The sequence below is a fragment of the Streptomyces sp. XY006 genome (assembly GCF_002237655.1).
GTDB lineage: Bacteria > Actinomycetota > Actinomycetes > Streptomycetales > Streptomycetaceae > Streptomyces > Streptomyces levis.
On the sequence record NZ_NOKT01000002.1, the window covers coordinates 277544 to 295958 of the forward strand.

17 protein-coding genes and 2 pseudogenes are annotated in these 18415 nt (G+C 74.3%); 10 read left to right on the forward strand and 9 right to left on the reverse strand.

Going from position 1 to position 18415, the window contains the following annotated elements; translation table 11 throughout:
- Nucleotides 1–2: 2 nt before the first annotated feature.
- Nucleotides 3–2348 (reverse strand): hypothetical protein, encoded by a 2346-nt coding sequence (locus tag CHR28_RS03875; protein WP_094051999.1) that lies wholly within the window; start codon nt 2346–2348, stop codon nt 3–5.
- A 291-nt stretch (nt 2349–2639) separates the two neighbouring features.
- Here CHR28_RS03875 and CHR28_RS03880 point away from each other — a divergent pair, with 291 nt between their 5' ends.
- Nucleotides 2640–3476, forward strand: coding sequence for a DeoR/GlpR family DNA-binding transcription regulator (locus tag CHR28_RS03880; protein WP_094052000.1), 837 nt, complete (start codon nt 2640–2642; stop codon nt 3474–3476).
- 118 nt (nt 3477–3594) lie between these two features.
- Nucleotides 3595–3693, forward strand: a pseudogene (locus CHR28_RS38895) (SRPBCC family protein); the annotation flags it as partial.
- Nucleotides 3694–3709: 16 nt separating this feature from the next.
- On the opposite strand, the gene CHR28_RS03890 reads toward CHR28_RS38895, so the two are convergent.
- Nucleotides 3710–4834: a PLP-dependent cysteine synthase family protein gene (locus CHR28_RS03890; RefSeq protein ID WP_094052001.1), complete on the reverse strand. Its 1125-nt coding sequence runs from the start codon at nt 4832–4834 to the stop codon at nt 3710–3712.
- A gap of 451 nt (nt 4835–5285) precedes the next feature.
- Between CHR28_RS03890 and CHR28_RS03895 the strand changes: the two genes are divergently transcribed.
- Both CHR28_RS03895 and CHR28_RS03900 read left to right on the forward strand, forming a co-directional pair.
- A complete protein-coding gene (locus CHR28_RS03895; RefSeq protein ID WP_094052002.1) occupies nt 5286–5609 on the forward strand; it encodes a hypothetical protein in 324 nt (107 codons plus the stop codon).
- A 213-nt stretch (nt 5610–5822) separates the two neighbouring features.
- On the forward strand, nt 5823–6323 hold the full coding sequence (locus CHR28_RS03900) for an ATP-binding protein (protein WP_094052145.1): 501 nt from the start codon (nt 5823–5825) through the stop codon (nt 6321–6323).
- Between the two features lie 377 nt (nt 6324–6700).
- Here CHR28_RS03900 and CHR28_RS03905 read toward each other — a convergent pair whose 3' ends face one another.
- Nucleotides 6701–6982, reverse strand: coding sequence for an SHOCT domain-containing protein (locus CHR28_RS03905; protein WP_094052003.1), 282 nt, complete (start codon nt 6980–6982; stop codon nt 6701–6703).
- 164 nt (nt 6983–7146) lie between these two features.
- Here CHR28_RS03905 and CHR28_RS03910 point away from each other — a divergent pair.
- From CHR28_RS03910 to CHR28_RS03920, 3 genes and pseudogenes are all read left to right on the forward strand, one after another.
- A pseudogene (locus CHR28_RS03910) lies at nt 7147–7724 on the forward strand (TetR/AcrR family transcriptional regulator).
- A gap of 12 nt (nt 7725–7736) precedes the next feature.
- Entirely contained in the window at nt 7737–8315 is a 579-nt protein-coding gene (locus CHR28_RS03915; protein ID WP_094052004.1) for a DUF4865 family protein, read from the forward strand.
- A complete protein-coding gene (locus tag CHR28_RS03920) occupies nt 8312–9223 on the forward strand; it encodes a phosphotriesterase family protein (protein WP_094052146.1) in 912 nt (303 codons plus the stop codon). The genes CHR28_RS03915 and CHR28_RS03920 overlap by 4 nt, the downstream gene beginning before the upstream one ends.
- A gap of 2 nt (nt 9224–9225) precedes the next feature.
- Here the strand turns inward: CHR28_RS03920 and CHR28_RS03925 are convergent, their stop codons facing one another.
- The 4 genes from CHR28_RS03925 to CHR28_RS03940 all read right to left on the reverse strand — a co-directional run bounded on the left by CHR28_RS03925 (nt 9226) and on the right by CHR28_RS03940 (nt 12638).
- Complete coding sequence (locus CHR28_RS03925; RefSeq protein ID WP_094052005.1) at nt 9226–9648, reverse strand: PPOX class F420-dependent oxidoreductase; 423 nt, start codon at nt 9646–9648, stop codon at nt 9226–9228.
- Between the two features lie 19 nt (nt 9649–9667).
- Nucleotides 9668–10558, reverse strand: a complete 891-nt coding sequence (locus CHR28_RS03930; protein WP_094052006.1) for an NAD(P)-dependent oxidoreductase — start codon at nt 10556–10558, stop codon at nt 9668–9670.
- Nucleotides 10559–10715: 157 nt separating this feature from the next.
- Nucleotides 10716–11960, reverse strand: coding sequence for an ROK family protein (locus CHR28_RS03935; protein ID WP_094052007.1), 1245 nt, complete (start codon nt 11958–11960; stop codon nt 10716–10718).
- A gap of 36 nt (nt 11961–11996) precedes the next feature.
- A complete protein-coding gene (locus tag CHR28_RS03940; protein ID WP_094052008.1) occupies nt 11997–12638 on the reverse strand; it encodes an alpha-ketoglutarate-dependent dioxygenase AlkB family protein in 642 nt (213 codons plus the stop codon).
- A 67-nt stretch (nt 12639–12705) separates the two neighbouring features.
- Between CHR28_RS03940 and CHR28_RS03945 the strand changes: the two genes are divergently transcribed.
- Entirely contained in the window at nt 12706–13836 is a 1131-nt protein-coding gene (locus CHR28_RS03945) for a methyltransferase (protein WP_094052009.1), read from the forward strand.
- Here the strand turns inward: CHR28_RS03945 and CHR28_RS03950 are convergent.
- Both CHR28_RS03950 and CHR28_RS03955 read right to left on the reverse strand, forming a co-directional pair.
- The gene (locus tag CHR28_RS03950; RefSeq protein WP_094052010.1) at nt 13826–14686 is read right to left on the reverse strand and encodes a class II fructose-bisphosphate aldolase; all 861 of its coding nucleotides are present in this window, start codon (nt 14684–14686) and stop codon (nt 13826–13828) included. The two genes, CHR28_RS03945 and CHR28_RS03950, sit on opposite strands and share 11 nt — an antisense overlap.
- 13 nt (nt 14687–14699) lie before the next feature.
- Complete coding sequence (locus CHR28_RS03955; RefSeq protein ID WP_094052011.1) at nt 14700–15581, reverse strand: SIS domain-containing protein; 882 nt, start codon at nt 15579–15581, stop codon at nt 14700–14702.
- Nucleotides 15582–15733: 152 nt separating this feature from the next.
- Here CHR28_RS03955 and CHR28_RS03960 point away from each other — a divergent pair, with 152 nt between their 5' ends.
- Together CHR28_RS03960 and CHR28_RS03965 are read left to right on the forward strand one after the other, a co-directional pair.
- Nucleotides 15734–16513, forward strand: coding sequence for a DeoR/GlpR family DNA-binding transcription regulator (locus CHR28_RS03960; protein WP_094052147.1), 780 nt, complete (start codon nt 15734–15736; stop codon nt 16511–16513).
- Between the two features lie 64 nt (nt 16514–16577).
- Nucleotides 16578–18413 carry a glycoside hydrolase family 15 protein gene (locus tag CHR28_RS03965; protein WP_094052012.1) on the forward strand — a complete coding sequence of 612 codons (1836 nt, stop codon included), beginning with the start codon at nt 16578–16580 and terminating at the stop codon, nt 18411–18413.
- Nucleotides 18414–18415 lie beyond the last annotated feature (2 nt).

Consider the following 18415-nt stretch of genomic DNA (forward strand, 5'->3'; position numbering starts at 1 on the left):
CGCTAGGCGGCGGGCGGTTCGGGTGTGTCGCGCGGTGCGGGCACCCCGGGCCGCAGCCGGGCCAGCAGCAGGCGGCGTTCCTCGGCGAAGACCGGGTCCGCCTGGTAGTCGGAGTGGCCGAGGATGGGCGCGGGCAGCGGCAGCAGGTCGGTGCGGCCGTAGGCGAGGGGGTCCTTCAGGGGCGGGTGGTCGACCTGCGGGCCGCCGTCGCCGGGCAGGCGCATCGGGCCGCCGATGGGGTCGGTGAGCCGGTACAGGTTGCGCCAGCAGTCGACGTCCCGGTGCAGGGAGCTGAGCGCGGCGGGCCCGAAGTGCGCCGGGAACCAGCGGCCGTAGAGGCGCTCCAGCGGGGAGCCGTAGGTCAGGAGGGCGACGCGTCTGCGGTCCGACGGGGCGAGTTGCCAGGCCGCGGCGGCGGCGAGGACGCTGCCCTGGGAGTGCCCGGAGATGACCAGCCGTCCGCCGGTGGCGCGGGTCCAGGTCGCCATCCGCCAGGTCAGGTCGGGCACCGCGCGCTCGGCGTAGCAGGGCGGTGCGAAGGGGTGGGCGGCGCGGGGCCAGAAGGTGCCGACGTCCCACAGGATGCCGATGGTGCGGCGGGCGGCGGCGTCCTTGTAGGCGCGGCGGCCCCAGGTGACGAAGAGGATGAACCCGAGGCCGATCAGCCAGGAGCCGAGGGCCTGGGCGGTCTCGGCGGCGCCGTGGACGACGGGGGTGGTGCCCTGGGCGGCCTCGCCCGGCGTCTCGTCGGTGGTGAGGGCGCCGACGAGGGCGCCCGCGCCGAGCAGCAGGGTGACACCGGAGGTGACGGCGACGATCCGGGGCCCCCGGTCGGTGAGGGAGGCCATCGCCCGGGTGGAGGCGATACGGCGGGTGCGGGCGCGGTCCAGGTTCTCGTCCGGGTAGTCGCGGGCCACCGCGTCGCGCTCGGCGCGGGCGAGGGTCCAGGCGCGGTGGGCCAGCCAGCCGAACAGCCCCAGCAGTACCAGGAGCAGGGGCGGGATCACGGACGCCTGCCAGGTCAGCAGGACCGGGGGGCCGTCGATCGACGCGCCGGTGCCGTCCAGCCAGTCGGAGACGCGCTGCGCGACGCCGCCGGACATCACCCCGCCGAGGGCGCAGGCCAGCAGGGCGACGGCCGGTCCGCCCAGGCCCCGCAGCACGGCCCGCCGGTCGGGGGCGGTGCGGTGCAGGGTGTGGGCGACGGCCGCGAGGAGCACCACGAGCAGGCCCTGGACGAGGGCGACGGCGCCGAAGGCCGTGTCGCCGGGCAGCCGGCCGTCCGACCGCCATCCGGGGCGGTCCCATCCCGCGTACAGCAGGGTGAGGGCGAGCAGGACGAGCGCGACCGGAGGCAGGCGGCGTACGGAGCGTTCGTCGAGTTTCCGGTCGAGCCGGTTCTCGCTGCGGCCCCTGCGGCACACCACCCAGACGACGGCGACCGCGCAGGCCGCCAGGGCCGCTTCCAGGAGCAGGCCGAGGGTGTACAGGAGGGCCGGGCCGCCGGGCGCGCGGTCCCGGCGGACGGCGGCGCTGGCGACCGCGGCGGCGACGGTGAGCAGTCCGGCGGCGGTGTGCGCGGCGCGCAGCCGGGCCACCAGCCGGCGTCCGTACCAGAACCCGGGGCGGCCGAGCGCGGTCGGCCCCGGGTCCTCGTCGGGCTCCGGGTCGCGGGCGATCGGCTGCTGGGACTCGTAGTCGCTCCAGGTGCGCCGGGACAGGTACCACAGCAGGCCGGTCAGGGCGGTGGGGACCACGGCGGCGAGGGCGAGCCTGCGGCCCGGGGCGCTCCACCAGCCGCCGTCGGAGACGGTGGGCGAGAGGAAGCCGAGCCAGGAGTGGCGGTCGGCGCAGGCGGCCGTGCCCGCGCACTGCCAGGCCGTCAGGTCGAGGGCGACCTCGCAGGCGGCGGCGACGAGCAGCACCGTGAGGGTGAGCCCGGCCAGCCGTACCAGCAGGCCGTACAGGCGTACGGTCCGGCGGCGGTCGCGGGCGCTGGGGCGCATCCAGTGGGCGAGGTTGACGACCATGAACGGCAACAGCAGCAGCCACAGGGCCCGGGTGCCGTTGCCGGAGGTGAGGTTGCACCAGACGTAGGCCTCGGGCACCGGCCCGTCGCGGCGTCCGGCGCCGCGGCCGTGCTCCGCGTCGACGTCGTCGGCGCGCCGGAAGACGGCCGCGGTGTCGTCGCCGGTGATCCGCACGGTCCGCGGATCGCCCAGCATGTCCTGGGGCGTGGTGCCGCCCACGCCGTGGACCAGGAGTTCCAGGGCGGCCCCGGTCTCGCCCGCCCGTGCGGCGGAACCGTCCGGTCCGCCGGTCGCCGCGTGTTCCTGCGTACGTTCCACTGATGCGCACTTCCCCCGTGACACGCCGTCGGCTCTGCCTGTGCGGGCACAAGGATCCCCCTTCCGGGGCGCCGCACACCTGCTGTCACGGAATCTCCCCCTTCCGTGACGAAGCCGTGCGCGAGTCGAGCCCGGAATGACATGTGCGCGACGAGCGGGTGGTGGGGCCCTCCGTGGCACGCCATGCGAGGATGGGACGTCCGCGCACCGGAGCCCGGGGGAGAATGCCCCGGTCCGGGAGGGTGCGCCGGGCGTGTCGGACGGCATTGAGGCGAAAGGACCGGAGCGTACGTGAGCGAGAATCAGAACCTCCTCGCGGAGCAGCGGCGCTCCCTGATCCTCGACGAGGTCCGCCGCCGGGGCGGGGTCCGGGTCAACGAGCTGACGCGCAAGCTCGGCGTGTCGGACATGACGGTCCGCCGCGACCTCGACGCGCTCGCCCGCCAGGGCGTCCTGGAGAAGGTGCACGGCGGCGCGGTCCCGGTGGTCGAGGCGAGCACGCACGAGCCGGGGTTCGAGGCCAAGTCGGGACTGGAGCTGACGGCCAAGGAGGACATCGCCCGGGCGGCGGCCAGGCTGGTCGCGCCGGGCGCGGCGATCGCCCTGTCCGGCGGCACGACGACGTACGCCCTGGCGCACCAGCTGCTGGACGTCCCCGACCTCACGGTGGTCACCAACTCGGTGCGGGTCGCCGACGTCTTCCACGCCGCCCAGCGCAGCTCGGGCCCCCGGCAGGGTGCCGCCACGGTCGTACTGACCGGGGGCGTGCGCACGCCGTCCGACTCGCTGGTGGGGCCGGTGGCCGACCAGGCGATCGCGGCGCTCCACTTCGACCTGCTGTTCCTCGGCGTGCACGGCATATCGGTCGAGGCGGGGCTGTCGACGCCGAACCTCGCGGAGGCCGAGACCAACCGGCGGCTCGTGCAGTCGGCGCGGCGGGTCGTGGTCGTCGCCGACCACACCAAGTGGGGCAAGGTCGGCCTGAGTTCGTTCGCCTCGCTGGAGCGGGTCGACACGCTGGTGACCGACGCCGGCCTGCCGGACGAGGCGCGCGGGGTGGTCGCGGAGCACCTGCGGCGGCTGGTCGTGGCCGGGGAGCCGGAGCCCGACGAGGATGCGGACATCTGACGGGGCGCCGGCCAGGGTGACGCCCCCGGCGCTCACCGTCCGGCTGTGCGAGGAGGCCTCCGTCCATGGCTCACCGACTGCGCCCCGAGGGTCTCGACTTCGTCGAAACCGCTCCCGTACGGCACGTCTGGCCGAGGCACCCGAGGTGTACGCCTACCGCGTCGACGTCACCAACGCGCCCGGGGCGCGGGCGATCGTCGAGGGGTGGCGGCTCACGGCCTGAGGACCGGGCCTCAGCAGGGCCAGGTGCCCGTCTCCAGGAACGTGTCGATGGCGGCGGTGTAGGGCGCGATGTCCAGCCCCTGCCCGGCGAGCCAGCCGTCCGAGTAGTACTTGTCGAGGTACCGGTCCCCGGGGTCGCACAGCAGGGTCACGACACTCCCCTGCCGCCCCTCGGACACCATCTCCGCGACGATCTTCAGCGCGCTCCACAGGCCCGTGCCCGTCGATCCGCCCGCCTTGCGGCCGATGGCGCGTTCCAGAGCCCGGACGGCGGCGACGCTGGCCGCGTCGGGCACCTTCATCATCCGGTCGATCGCGCCGGGTACGAAGCTCGGTTCCATCCGGGGCCGGCCGATGCCTTCGATCCGGGAGCCGCAGTCGCACGTGACGTCCGGATCGCCGGTGGTCCAGCCGTCGAAGAAGCAGGAGTTCTCGGGGTCGGCCACGCAGACGCGGGTGTCGTACTGCATGTAGTGGACGTAGCGCGCGAGGGTCGCGGACGTGCCGCCCGTGCCCGCCGTGGCGACGATCCACGCCGGCTCGGGGAACCGCTCCATCCGGAGCTGGCGGAAGATGGATTCGGCGATGTTGTTGTTCCCGCGCCAGTCCGTGGCGCGTTCGGCGTAGGTGAACTGGTCCATGTAGTGGCCGCCCGTCTCGGCCGCGAGGCGGGCGGACTCCTCGTACATGGTGCGCGGGTCGTCCACGAAGTGGCAGGTGCCGGAGTGGAATTCGATGAGGCGGATCTTTTCGGCGCTCGTCGTGCGCGGCATGACGGCGATGAAGGGCACGCCGATCAGCTTCGCGAAGTACGCCTCGGAGACGGCCGTCGACCCGCTGGAGGCCTCGATCACCGGTCTGCCCGGCCGGATCCAGCCATTGCACAGGCCGTACAGGAACAGCGAGCGGGCGAGCCGGTGCTTGAGGCTGCCGGTGGGGTGGGTGGACTCGTCCTTGAGGTACAGGTCGATGCCCCAGCTCTCCGGCAGCGGGAACTGGAGCAGGTGGGTGTCGGCCGACCGGTTGGCGTCGGCCTGGACCCTGCGGACGGCCTCTTTCAGCCACGCGCGGTATCCGGTGTCACTGTGGTCGACGTCGAGGGTCACGCCGGTGCGGGTCTGCTGGGGAGTGCTCACGAGGGGGGCTCCTAACGCTGCGCGCCGACGACGGATCGCGCGGCCGACCCCTCGATCATAGGCACCCGGCGCACGCTTCTCACCTGCATAAACGCACCTTTGAGCCCCCCAAAGCGCCCCCTGGGGCAGAGGCCGGTGCAAGGGGGCGCGCGGTCCCGGGGGCGCATTCGCGAGTGTGCTGCGGGCGCCCCCGGCCGAAGCGCTCGCACGTACTGGTGCTCGGCGCCGGGTGGGGGCAGACTTCACCGCGGGGCCGAGGTTCCGGACGGTTTCGGGCCGAGGTTCCCGGCAGGGCACGACGCAGCACCGGAGCGGCGCGTCGCGGCGGACGCGGGGCGCCACCCGGGCAGGAGCGGTTCCCGGACGGGGCACACTGGACCAGGACACGAGCCCGTACCGGGCGCCGCGCGGAGCGGGCCGGTACACCGACGCGCACAAGGGGGCGGGTGGCATGGCGGAGCCGGAGTTCGAGGCCACGGGCGTGCGGATCGGGAAGCGGCTGCGTTCGCTCACCCGGGCCGGACAGGTCCGGATCAGCGGCGGCCGGGTCGAGTTGCTGACCAGCTACGGCAGCGAGATCGACAGCGCCCCGGTGCAGGCGGTGCGGGCCTCCAGGCCCTGGTTCGGGCCCGAGGACCGGGCGACGGCCGACCTCAACGGCAACCGGTACCTGCTCACCCTGGGCGAGCACGATCCCGCCCCGGGGGAACCGGGGCCGCCGGCCGCGCGGCGCTTCATCGAGGCCGTGCGCCGGGCGGCGGGGCGTGGCGACTGAGATGTCCGCGAGTTGCGCTCCCTCACCCCCTGCGTCACTCTGGTCTCACGTCACTCTGGGTTTACCGGCGATAACGCTGCGAACCAGCCCGCCGGCCACGACAGCGGGCGGCAGTGTCACGAAGGCGCCCTGCTGGATCCGAACTCCGTGTTCTTCCGGACCTCACGTCGGGGAGTCGCAGCCGTGATCAGCTACCCAAGCAGGCACTGCACGGTGGAGCTCCAAGCCCTGCCGTCGCGGATCGGCCAGGTCCGCAGAATCGTATCTGCGCAATTGCGCTACTGGCATCTGGACGCTCTGATCGACCGGGCCTCGCTCGGTGTGACGGAGTTGCTGTCCAACGTCCACCGGCACGCCCAGCCCGACAAGACATGCACCGTGGAGATAGAGCTGCTGCTCGACCGGCTCACCGTCTCCGTGCGCGACGGCGATCCGCGGATGCCCGTGGTCGACGACGCCGAGCCGCTGGCGACCTGTGGTCGCGGGCTGGCGATGGTCGCCGCCATGAGCGAGAGCTGGGGCGTCCGGCCGGACGGTGAGTCGGGCAAGGTCGTGTGGTTCACCCTGCCGACGTCCGCTCCGGCGGTCGCGGCGCCGACGCGCCGGCGGCGCGCGGTCCAGGAGAAACCCGCGCGCCGGTTCGCCGAGGTCGGGGCGTCCGCCGACGTGCTCCGGCCCGAACATGCTCCCGCCCGGTCCGCCGTTGCCGGCTGACCGGGCGGTGACCACCGTCCCCGTCCCCGCGGGGTCGCGCGACGGGCCTTGGCCCACCCATGCGCCAGCCGTAACGGCCGGTCGAGGGGGCGGGGTTGTCCGTGGGTGGTGATCGCCGTGGGCGGCTTACGGGGCGCTGCGGACCTTCACCCACCCACGCGCCGCCCGAAGCGGCCGGTCGAGGCGTCGAGGTCGCCTGTGGGTGGGGATCGCCGTTGGCGGCTTTCCGAGCGTTGCGTGGGCCTTCACCCACCCACGCGCCGCCCGTAACGGCCGATCGAGGCGTCGAGGTCGCCTGTGGGTGGGGATCGCCGTTGGCGGCTTGCGGGGCGTGGGGGTGGCGGGCCGCCGCCGCGGAGTCGGGGTGGTCGGCCTGGTCAGGGAGTGCCCTTTGTGGGGCCGAACTCCTCCGTCAGGACGGACAGGCGGCGCCAGTACTCGTCCTCGTCGATCTCGCCGGAGGCGAAACGGTGGCCCAGCACCGCGATGGGCGAATGCTCGTCCACGGGTGACCGGTGCGCGGGCCCGCCGCGGCGGCCACGCCACACCGTGCGGCGCAGCAGTGCGATGCCGCCGCCGATGACCAGCGCCCAGATGACCGGAAAGAACAGGATCCACGGGCCGGGCCCGCCGTCGCCGAAGTGCGCCAGGGTCTGCATGTCGTCCCTCTCCTCGTTCGCGTGCCGGAGTGCGTAGTACTCCGAGCGTCGTCCGGGAGCGGGTCCGCGGTCGTCGTACGGGCGGCGGCTGTGTGCGTACCTCGCCGGGAGTATGCCGCACGGTCCGCGTGCTCCGGCCGTCCTCGACTTCTGTAACTACTGGTATGTACAGTGCCGCCATGAGCACCTCGGAGCGGCTGATCGAGTCGACTCGCGCCCTGCTGTGGGAGCGCGGTTACGTGGGTACCAGCCCGAAGGCGATCCTGGAGCGCTCGGGCGCCGGGCAGGGCAGCATGTACCACCACTTCAAGGGCAGCCCGACCTCGCGCTGGCCGCGATCCGGCGCACCGCCGAGGAGATGCGCGCCACCGCCGCGGCCGTGCTCGACGGACCCGGGACGCCGTACGAGCGCATCGAGGCGTATCTGCGGCGCGAGCGGGACGTGCTGCGGGGCTGCCCGGTGGGCCGGCTGACCATGGACCCGGACGTGATGGCCAGCGCCGAACTGCGCGCGCCCGTCGACGAGACGCTCGGCTGGCTCCGCGGGCGGATCGCCGCGCTCGTCGAAGAGGGCCGGGAGCAGGGGCAGTTCGGGTCCGGCCTCGACGGCGAGGAGATCGCCGCGGCCGTCGTCGCGACCGTCCAGGGCGGGTACGTCCTCGCCCGCGCCTCCGGCTCCCCCGCCGCTTTCGACGCGGGCGTGCGCGGTCTGCTGTCCCTGCTGGCGCCCCGGACCCCCTGAGGAGACCGAAGGATGCACGCCCTGCAGTACGAGATCACCCTGCCCGCCGACTACGACATGGGCATCGTCCGCGACCGGGTGGCCCGCCGGGGTCATCTGCTGGACGACTGGGACGGGCTCGGCCTCAAGGCCTATCTGATACGCGAGCGCGGTCGGCGCGGCTCGCCGGTCAACGCGTACGCGCCGTTCTACCTCTGGAACACCGTCGACGGCATGAACGCCTTCCTCTGGGGCGGCGGGTTCCAGGGCATCGTCGACGACTTCGGGCGCCCGTCGGCACGGCAGTGGACGGGCCTGGCGTACGAGGAAGGGGCGGGTGGGCAGCCGTCGTTCGCGGTGAGGAGGGAGCAACAGCTGCCGGGGGACGGGTTGTTGGCGGACCTCGCGGGGGACGCGGTGGGAGGGGCGCGGCGGTTGGCGGGCCGGGACGGGGTCCTGCTCGCCGCGGCCGCCGTCGACACCAGCCGCTGGGAGCTGGTGACGTTCTCCCTCTGGGACCAGGAGCCGGCCGGCACCGAGGGCGACGTCTTCGAGGTGCTGCACCTGTCGGCGCCGGGCCGGGACCGGATCCGCCGGGGACGCCGGTGGTGAGCGCGGTCCGCACGGTGCTGGGGGACGTCCGCCCCGGGGACCTGGGCGTGTGCGACGCCCACGACCACCTGTTCTTCGGCAGTCCCCGGCTGCCCGGCCAGGAGCTGCGCAGCGGGGCGGCGGCGCGGGCCGAACTCACCGCGTTCCGGGAGCAGGGCGGCGGGGCCGTGGTGCAGTGGACGCCGTACGGGCTCGGGCGGCGGGCCGCGGATCTGCCTGCCCTGTCCCGGGAGACCGGCGTGCACCTGGTGGCGGCGACCGGACTGCACCAGGCCGCGCACTACGACGAGGACACCCTCGCCCGGCTGCGCGGCCGGCTCGCCGAGGTGTTCGTCGCCGAACTCACCGACGGCATCGGGACGTCGGGGGTGCGGGCCGGGCTGGTGAAGGTCGCCGGAGGCTTCCACGCGCTCGACGCGCACGCCCGGTGGACCCTGGCGGCGGCCGCCGAGGCCCATCACGCCACGGGCGCGCCGATCGCCGTGCACCTGGAGCTGGGCACCGGCGCCCTCGACGTCCTGGACGTGCTGTGCGGGCGGTTCGAGGTGCCGCCGCACCGGGTGGTGCTCGGGCACCTGAACCGCTCCCCCGACCTCGTGACGCACCGGCAGGCCGCCGAGTCCGGCTGCCATCTGGCGTTCGACGGCCCGTCACGCGCGCACCACGCCACGGACTGGCGGATGCCGGACGCCGTACGGGCCCTGGCCGACGCCGGGTTCGGCGACCGGCTGCTGCTGGGCGCGGACACCACCACGGCCGCCGCCCGCTCGGTGAACGGCGGCCCCGGGATGCCGTACCTGCTGCGCCGGGTGCGGCCGCGCCTCGTCCAGGCCGTGGGCGAGGAACTGGTGCGGCGGATCCTCACGGAGAACCCGGGGCGGGCGTTCGGCACCGAGTGGCGGCGCTGACCTCAGGTGGAGGCCTGGTCGCTGTCCTTCATCGCGCCCCAGCCGTGCCAGCGTTCGACCTCGACCCAGGCGCTGACCCGGGGCCGGGCCCGCTCCGGGTAGGGCTTGCCGGTGTAGTGCCGGGAGAGCGTGTCGATGTCGGCCAGGCCCTCGTCGTCGTACATCTCGGTGACGCGGCCGATGAGGGTGACGTGGGTGTACCAGTCGTCGGCGGCGAGGACCGTGAGGGTCACGCGCGGGTCGCGGCGCAGGTGCTTGAGGCGGACGCGGCCCGCGTCGAGGTTGATCAGTACGCGGCCGTTCTTCCACACGTACCAGGTGGCGGTGGAGACCGGCGCCCCGTCGGAGCGCAGCGTGGCCATGACGCACGGGTTCGGCCGGCTCAGCAGGGCCTCGGCCTCGGGCGGCAGCGGCGGCTTGGACATGGGGGAACCTCCGGGGTGTTCAGGCGGACGGGTTGTCGTCGAAGCTGGCGAAGTAGGCGGCGACCATGTCCTCGTCGCCGTGGCCCCGGGCGGCGGCGCGCTCCATGCGGGCGGCCGCGGCCTCGGCCACGTCCAGGCGGACGCCGTGCTCCGCGCCGGCCCGGACGATCAGGCGGGCGTCCTTGGCGGCGGTGCTCACCGCGAACTGGGGCGGGGTGAGCCGGTCGTCGAGGACCAGGTCGGACTTGGCGCGCAGGTAGCCCATGTCGAGCGGACCGCCCGCGACGATGTCGAAGAAGCCGCGCGGGTCCACGTCGAGGGCCTTGGCGAGGGCGAGTGTCTCACCGGCGGCGGCCGTGACGGCGAGGACCCAGCTGTTGGCGACCAGCTTCAGCCGGGTGGCGGCGGCCGCGGCCCCGTCCTCGCCGGTCCAGACCGTGCGCGCGCCGACGGCGTCGAAGACCGGCGTCACCCGGTCCCTGCCCTCGGCGGGCCCGGCGGCGAGCACGGTCAGCTTCCCGGCCTCGGCGGGCTGCCGGGTGCCCAGGACGGGGGCGTCGTAGAAGACCAGGCCGTGGTCGCGGGCGACGGCGGCCAGCTCGGCGACGTCGTCGAGGCCGGCGGTGGTGGACTGCACCCACGCGGTGCCCGGGCGCAGGTCGGGAGCGGCCTCGCGCAGCGTCTGCAGCACGGCCGGGCCGTCGTGGAGCATGGTCAGGACGACGTCGGCGCCCCGGACCGCCTCGGCGGGCGTGCCGGCGATGTGGGCTCCCTCGGCGGCCAGGGGTTCGGCCTTGGCCCGGGTGCGGTTCCAGGCGCGGACGGTGTGCCCGGCCCGGGCGAGGTTGCGGGCCATGGCGGCGCCCATGATGCCGGTGCCCAGGACGCTCACGGTGAGCTGGTCGGTCATTGCGTCAACTTCCTCGGTGGTGCGGTGCGGGCGTGCTCTGTGCCCACCAGCCTGCCCGCTCGACGGCTCGCCTTCCCGGAAGCGGAGGGGCCAAGCCTGATACCGGTGGGGTCGGGTTGCCGTCGCCCGTGAGGCCGCGCGGTCGGGTGACGCCGGGTCAGGTGCGGCCGGTGAGGGCTCCCAGCGGATCGTCCAGGACCGGCTGCCAGGCGAGTTCGGCCGCTCCGACCAGGCTGTTGTGGTCGAGGGTGCACGCGAGGATGGGGACGCCGCCGCTCTGGCCCCACAGGCTGCGGTCGGCGACGACCGCGCGGAGGCGGGCCGGGTCGGCGTCCAGAAGGGTGCGGTGCAGGCCGCCGAGGATGATCCGGTCCGGGTTGAGGATGTTGACGAGGCCGGCGAGTCCGAGGCCGAGCCGGTCGATGAGGGCCTCGGCGGCGGTGCGCACGCCCGGGTCGTCGTAGTGGTGGCGGATCAGGTCGATGGACTGCTGGAGCAGGGACACCTCGGGGCCCGGTTCGCGTCCGGCCTCCGTGAGGAAGGCCAGCGGGTCGGTCTCCACGTCGAGGCAGCCGCGGCTGCCGCAGTGGCAGGGGCGGCCCTCGGGGTGCACGGTGAGGTGGCCGACCTCCAGGGCGAGGCCCGAACTGCCCCGGTGCAGGCGGCCGTCGAGGACGAGCGCGCCGCCGACGCCCCGGTGGCCGGTGGCCACGCACAGCAGGTCGCGGGAGCCGCGTCCGGCGCCGTGCCGGTGCTCGGCGAGGGCGGCGAGGTTGACGTCGTTCGCGGCGAAGGCGGGTCCCTCGATGCCGGCCGCGCGCACCTGCTCGGCGAAGATGTCCCGCACGGGGGCGCCCGCGGGCCAGGCCAGGTGCAGGGGGTTGAGGGCCAGGCCCTCGGGTTCGGCGACGGCGGACGGCACGGCGAGGCCCGCGCCGACGCATCGGCGTCCGGTCTCGCGGAGCAGTTCGGCGCCCGCCGTGACGACGGAGGCGAGCACCTTCGCCGGGTCGGCGTCGACGGTCTCGCAGCCGGGCGCGGTGGCGACGATGCGGCCGCCCAGTCCGACCAGTGCCGCCCGGAATCCGTCGGCGTGGACCTGCGCGGCGAGGGCGACGGGCCCGTCCTCGGCGACCGCCAGCCGGTGCGAGGGCCGCCCCTGCGAGCCGGCCGCCGCGCCGGGCCGGGCGTCGACCCGGATCAGCCCGAGCGCCTCCAGCTCGGCGGCGACCGCGCCGGCCGTCGCCCGGGTCACGCCGAGCTCGGCGGTGAGCACGGCCCGGGTCGGGGCACGTCCGGTGTGCACGAGCTCCAGCGCGGGTCCGAGGGCTCCGCGCCCCCGGTCCAGCCGTGTCCTCGAGGTGCTCCCGTCCCCCGGCCGGGGGTCCGCCTTCCCGCTCATGAGGGCGAGTCTGTCATGATCCGCCACAGCGGCGGTCTACAGGCCGCTGACCCGGAGCGTGATGTTGAGCCGTCCGGTCAGGCCGAGTCCGGGCGGTGCCGTGCCGGCGTGCACCCGGGGCACGCCGTGGTGGGCGAGCCGGGAGGGCCCGCCGAAGACGAACAGGTCGCCGCTGCGCAGCTCGACGTCGGTCCAGGGCCGGGTGCGGGTCTCGGTGTTGCCGAAGCGGAAGACGCAGGTGTCGCCCAGGCTGAGCGACACCACCGGCGCGTTGGACTTCTCGTCGCCGTCCCGGTGCATGCCCATGCGGGCGTCGGCTCCGTAGAAGTTGATCAGCGCGATGTCGTAGGCGGGTGGCGGCCCTCCGAGGGTGTCGCGGACCGCGCGGCGGCCCAGGTCGCCGAGCCAGTCGGGGAAGGGCTTGACCGGGGCGCCGTCCCCGTCGGTGACCGTGCGGGCGTAGCCGTAGGGGTACCAGTGCCAGCCCAGGCACACCTGCCGGGCGGTCATGGTGCCGCCGCCGGGGGTGCGGACCGTGCGCAGTCCGGCGGGTGGCCGGGCCCAGCCGCGGCAGGCGTCGAGCAGCGAGCGCTGCTCGTCGGCGTCCAGCCAGTCCGGCACGTGCACCGCACCGGGAGCGATCTCGGCGCGGGACCTGGGGAACAGCTCGCCGTCCATGCCTTCCATCCTGCCCGACCGGGCTGAGCTGCGGCTCGGCTAGCCTGGACGCACGATGAACGACCGTATGACGACGCCGTGGGGCGCGCTCGCGCTGACCCGTTTCCCCGAGGACCCGCGCGAGACGCTGCGCGCCTGGGACGCCTCCGACGAGTACCTGCTGCGGCACCTGGAGCGCGAAGAGGTCCCGCTGTCGGGCACGGTCGTGGTGGTCGGGGACCGCTGGGGCGCGCTGGTCACGGCGCTCGCGGAGCACCGGCCGGTGCAGATCACCGACTCGTACCTGACACAGGAGGCGACGCGCGCGAACCTCGCGCGGGCCGGGGCCGAGCCGGACGCGGTGCGGCTGCTCACCACCCAGGACCCGCCGCCGGAGCGGATCGACGTGCTGCTGGTGCGGGTGCCCAAGAGCCTGGCGCTGCTGGAGGACCAGTTGCTGCGGCTGGCCCCGGCCGTGCACGCGGGGACGGTGGTCGTGGGCACGGGGATGGTGAAGGAGATCCACACCTCGACGCTCCGGCTGTTCGAGCGGATCCTCGGCCCGACCCGCACCTCCCTGGCCGAGAAGAAGGCCCGGCTGATCCTCTGCACACCGGATCCGGCCCTGGCGCGGCCGGCCGGTCCGTGGCCGTACGTCTACACCCTGCCGGACGGGATCGGTGCCGTCTCCGGGCGCACGGTGGTCAATCACGCGGGCGTCTTCTGCGCGGACCGGCTCGACATCGGCACCCGGTTCTTCCTGCGGCACCTGCCGGAGGGCGGGGGCGGCCGGGTGGTGGACCTCGGGTGCGGCAACGGGATCGTGGGGACGGCCGTGGCGCTGGCCGACCCGGGCGCCGAGGTGCTGTTCGTGGACGAGTCGTTCCAGGCCGTCGCGTCGGCGGAGGCGACGTACCGGGCCAACGGCGGGCCGGGGCGGGCCGAGTTCCGGGTGGGTGACGGGCTGGCGGGGGTGCCGTCCGGCAGTGTCGACCTGGTGCTGAACAACCCGCCGTTCCACTCCCACCAGGCGACCACCGACGCCACGGCCTGGCGGATGTTCAGCGGGGCGCGGCGCGCGCTGCGGCCCGGCGGGGAGCTGTGGGTGATCGGCAACCGGCATCTGGGCTACCACGTGAAGCTGCGGAAGCTGTTCGGAAACAGCCGGGTCGTGGCGAGCGACCCGAAGTTCGTGGTGCTGAAGGCCGTCAAGCGGTAGGCGCCCCGAGGGTGCGCAGGGTCCGGGCCACCGTCCGGGTCATCGCCTCACGGGCGACCGTGAGGTAGCCGCGCGGGTCGACCGCCTCCGGACGGTCGGCGAGGAAGTCCCGGATCGCTCCGGTCAGCGCGATGTTCAGGGCGGTGCCGATGTTGACCTTGGTGATGCCGCCCGCGATCGCGGCCGTGAGTTCGCCGTCGGGCACGCCGGAGGAACCGTGCAGGACCAGCGGGACGTCCAGGGCGGCCGACAGGCGTTTGAGGAGCGCGTGGTCGAGGGCCGCGGTGCGGGTGGTCATGGCGTGGGCGCTGCCGACGGCGACGGCCAGGGCGTCCACGCCCGAGTCGGCGACGAAGGCCCGGGCCTCCTCGGGGTCGGTGCGGGCGCCCGGGGCGTGGGCGTCCAGCGGGGGTCTGCCGTGCTTGCCCCCGATCTGGCCCAACTCGGCCTCGATCCACAGGCCGTGGGCGTGCGCCCAGTCGACCGCCGCCCGGGTCGCGGCGAGGTTCTCCTCGTAGGGCAGGCGGGCCGCGTCGTACATCACGGAGCTGAACCCGGCGTCCACCGCCTGGTACAGCAGGGCGTCGTCCTGGACGTGGTCGAGGTGGAGGGCGACGGGTACGGCGGCCTGTTCGGCGGCCGCGGCGGCGGCCCGGGCGAGCGGCAGCAGCCGTCCGCCGCGGAACCTGACCGCGTTCTCGCTGACCTGGAGGACGACGGGCGTGTGCGCGGACTCGGCGCCCGCGACGACCGCCTCGACGTGCTCCAGCGTGATGATGTTGAAGGAGGCGACGGCGGAGCGGGCCGCGGCGGCCCGGGTGACGAGTTCGCCGGTGGTGGTGAGGGGCACGGGGTCTCCAGGGTCAGGGCGCGAGGATCACCGAGCGCGTGAGGTGGCGGGGGCGGTCGGGGTCCAGTCCGCGGGACGCGGCGACGGCGACCGCGAGGCGCTGGGCGCGGACGAGTTCGGCGAGCGGGTCCAGGTCGCCGGCGATCCACGACGCCCCGGTGGCGCGCACCTGTTCGGCGAGCCCGTCCGGTGCGTCTCCGAGCATCCAGGTCGCCGTGCCGGTGGTGCTGACGCTGATCGGGCCGTGCCGGTACTCCATCGCCGGGTACGTCTCCGCCCAGGCCAGGGCGGCCTCGCGCATCTTCAGTCCGGCCTCGTTCGCCAGGCCGACGGTCCAGCCGCGCCCGAGGAACGTGAACTGCCCGCAATCCACGAGCCCTTCGGGCAGGGGCCGGGTCAGCGCGGTCCGGGCGTCGGTGACGGCGGCGGGCGGGTGGAGGCCGAGGTGGGCGCGCAGGAGGGTGAGGGCGGTGGTGGCGAACCGGGTCTGGACGACGGACCGTTCGTCCGCGTAGGCGAGGACGGCGAGTTCGTCGGCGGCCTCCCGCACGGGGGTGTCGGGGTCGGCGGTGACGGCGGTGGTGCGGGTGCGGCCCTTCAGCCGGGCGAGCAGGTCGAGGACCTCGGTCGTGGTGCCGGAGCGGGTGAGGGCGACGACCCGGTCGTAGGTCCGGCCGTGGGGGAACTCCGAGGCGGCGAACGCGTCGGTCTCGCCCTGGCCCGCGTCCTCGCGCAGGGCGGCGGCGGCCTGCGCCATGAAGTACGAGGTGCCGCAGCCGACGATCGCCACGCGCTCGCCCGGTGCCGGCAGCACCGGTGCGTGGCCGGCCGCCTCCGCGGCGGCCCGGGCCCAGCACTCGGGCTGGCTGGTCAGCTCGTCCTCGACATGCGTCATGCCGCACCCTCCACGGTGATCTCGACCCGGTGCCGGTCATCGGTGCAAGACTGATTGTTGTTGCAAGATATAGCCAGCTTTCGAGCATCATCAAGCATACGGGCGCATCGGTTGCGTTAAGGTCGCCCGGAGATCGAGACGTGGAGGTGCGGATGTCGCGCGACGCCCGCTGGAAGGCGCTGCTGGAACTGCTCGTGGAGCGCGGCCGGCTGGACGTCGAGGAGGCGGCCGGGGAGCTGGGGGTGTCGGCGGCGACGATCCGCCGTGACTTCGACCGGCTGGCCGAGCAGCAGATGCTGGTGCGCACGCGGGGCGGCGCGGTCGTGCACGGCGTCTCCTACGAGCTGCCGCTGCGCTACAAGACGGCCCGGCACGCCTCGGAGAAGCAGCGCATCGCCCGGGCCGTCGCGGACCTGGTCGCCCCCGGGGAGGCGGTCGGGCTGACCGGCGGCACGACCACGACGGAGGTGGCACGGGCCCTGGCCGTGCGCGGGGACCTGGCGAGCGGCTCGCCCGCGCTGACGGTGGTGACGAACGCGCTGAACATCGCCAGCGAACTGGCCGTGCGGCCCCAGTTCAAGATCGTGCTGACCGGCGGGGTCGCGCGGGCCCAGTCGTACGAGCTGGTCGGGCCGCTGGCGGACGGGGTGCTCGGGCAGATCACCGTCGACGTGGCGGTGCTCGGGGTCGTCGCCTTCGACGTCACGCACGGTGCCGCGGCGCACGACGAGGCGGAGGCGGCGATCAACCGGCTGCTGTGCGAGCGGGCGGAGCGCGTGGTCGTGGCCGCCGATTCCAGCAAGCTGGGGCAGCGGGCGTTCGCCCGGATCTGCGCGGCGGAGGCGGTGGACACGCTGGTCACGGACACGGCGGCCGCGCCGGAGACGGTACGGGCCTTCGAGGAGGCCGGCTTGCGGGTCCTCACGGTGTGACGGCGGCGCCGGGCCGCCGGCCGTCCTAGGCTGGGGCTGAGACGCACCCGGCAGGGAGGCTGTCATGGGCGCAACGGCGCGGGAGCGGGGCGGTCCCGGACGGCGGCGGTACGTGCCGATCGCCGAGCACGGGCTGATCGGGGATTTGCGCAGTGTGGCCCTCGTGGGGACCGACGGCACGATCGACTGGTACTGCTGCCCGGCCTTCGACGCGCCGAGTGTCTTCGCCGCGATCCTGGACGCCGAGCGCGGCGGCTGCTTCGAGCTGGCGGCGGCCGTGCCGGCCCGGACCAAGCAGTTCTACTTCCCCGACACGAACGTGCTGATCACGCGGTTCTTCACCGAGGACGGCGTCGGCGAGGTGCAGGACTTCATGCCGGTCGACGGCGAGTCGGCCGAGGCCGAGCGGCACCGGCTGATCCGCCGGGTGGTGTGCGTGCGCGGTTCGATCCCGTTCCGTACGCGCGTCGCGCCTCGGTTCGACTACGGCAGCCGGTCGCACACGGTCCGGCTGGCCGGCGAGGTGGCGGTCTTCGAGGCCGACGGACTGGCGCTCGCGCTGACCGCCACCGTGCCGCTGGAGGCCGACGGGCCGGACGTGTACGGGGACTTCAAGCTCTCCGAGGGCGAGACGGCGGTGTTCGCGCTGGACAAGGTCGGTGGCGAGGTGACGCCCCGCCGGTGCGCGCGCACGGAGGCCGAGGAGCAGTTCGCGGCGACCGTGGCGTACTGGCGGCGCTGGCTGTCCGCGTCCCGGTACAAGGGCCGCTGGCGGGAGATGGTGCACCGCTCGGCCCTGACCCTGAAGCTGCTCACCTACGCGCCGACCGGCGCGATCGTCGCCGCGCCCACGACGAGCCTGCCGGAGCAGCTCGGCGGCGAACGCAACTGGGACTACCGGTACGTGTGGGTGCGGGACGCGGCCTTCTGCGTCTACGCCCTGCTCCGGCTGGGCTTCACCGGCGAGGCCGAGGCGTTCATGCGGTTCGTGACCCGGCACATCAGCCCCGGGGAGGGCACGCGCTCCGGCCCGCTGCAGATCATGTACGGCATCGACGGGCGCACCGAGCTGCCCGAGCGGGAGCTGGACCACCTGGAGGGCCATCACGGCTCGGCGCCGGTGCGGGTCGGCAACGCGGCGGCCGACCAGCTCCAGCTGGACATCTACGGCGCGCTGATCGACTCCATCTACCTCTACGACAAGTGGGCGCAGCCCATCTCCAGCGGCCAGTGGGACGACGTGTGCGCGCTGGTGGACTGGGTCTGCGCGCACTGGGACCAGCCCGACGAGGGCGTCTGGGAGACCCGGGGCGGGCGCAAGAACTTCCTGTACTCGCGGCTGATGTGCTGGGTGGCGATCGAGCGGGCCGTCCGGATGGCCAACCGGCGCGGACTGCCCGCCGACCTGCCCCGCTGGCGGGAGTGCCGCGACACGATCTACCGGCGGATCATGAGCCGGGGCTGGTCCGAGCGGCGCCGGGCCTTCGTGCAGCACGAGGACGACGACGTGCTGGACGCGGCCGTGCTGATGATGCCGCTGACGAAGTTCATCGCCCCGACGGACCCGAAGTGGCTGTCGACGCTGGACGCGCTGACCGAGGAACTGGTGTCCGACTCGCTCGTCTACCGCTACGACCCGCGCTCCAGCCCCGACGGGCTGCGCGGCGACGAGGGCACGTTCTCCATCTGCTCGTTCTGGTACGTCGAGGCGATGGTGCACGCCGGCCGGATCGACGAGGCGCGCCTGGCCTTCGAGAAGATGCTCACGTACGCCAACCATCTCGGCCTGTACGCCGAGGAGATCAGCCACACCGGGGAGCAACAGGGCAATTTCCCGCAGGCGTTCACCCACCTCGCGCTCATCAGCGCGGCCTTCAACCTGGACCGGGCCCTGGGGTGAGG

What these genes read in the sequence shown, in the direction of transcription:
- CHR28_RS03945 (WP_094052009.1), top strand. Translation starts at nt 12,706, where the DNA reads ATGACGACGCCGTGGGGCGCGCTCGCGCTGACCCGTTTCCCCGAGGAC.
- CHR28_RS03895 (WP_094052002.1), top strand. Translation starts at nt 5,286, where the DNA reads ATGGCGGAGCCGGAGTTCGAGGCCACGGGCGTGCGGATCGGGAAGCGG.
- CHR28_RS03915 (WP_094052004.1), top strand. Translation starts at nt 7,737, where the DNA reads ATGCACGCCCTGCAGTACGAGATCACCCTGCCCGCCGACTACGACATG.
- CHR28_RS03930 (WP_094052006.1), bottom strand. Translation starts at nt 10,558, where the DNA reads ATGACCGACCAGCTCACCGTGAGCGTCCTGGGCACCGGCATCATGGGC.
- CHR28_RS03940 (WP_094052008.1), bottom strand. Translation starts at nt 12,638, where the DNA reads ATGGACGGCGAGCTGTTCCCCAGGTCCCGCGCCGAGATCGCTCCCGGT.
- CHR28_RS03905 (WP_094052003.1), bottom strand. Translation starts at nt 6,982, where the DNA reads ATGCAGACCCTGGCGCACTTCGGCGACGGCGGGCCCGGCCCGTGGATC.
- CHR28_RS03955 (WP_094052011.1), bottom strand. Translation starts at nt 15,581, where the DNA reads ATGACGCATGTCGAGGACGAGCTGACCAGCCAGCCCGAGTGCTGGGCC.
- CHR28_RS03965 (WP_094052012.1), top strand. Translation starts at nt 16,578, where the DNA reads ATGGGCGCAACGGCGCGGGAGCGGGGCGGTCCCGGACGGCGGCGGTAC.
- CHR28_RS03960 (WP_094052147.1), top strand. Translation starts at nt 15,734, where the DNA reads ATGTCGCGCGACGCCCGCTGGAAGGCGCTGCTGGAACTGCTCGTGGAG.
- CHR28_RS03935 (WP_094052007.1), bottom strand. Translation starts at nt 11,960, where the DNA reads ATGAGCGGGAAGGCGGACCCCCGGCCGGGGGACGGGAGCACCTCGAGG.
- CHR28_RS03925 (WP_094052005.1), bottom strand. Translation starts at nt 9,648, where the DNA reads ATGTCCAAGCCGCCGCTGCCGCCCGAGGCCGAGGCCCTGCTGAGCCGG.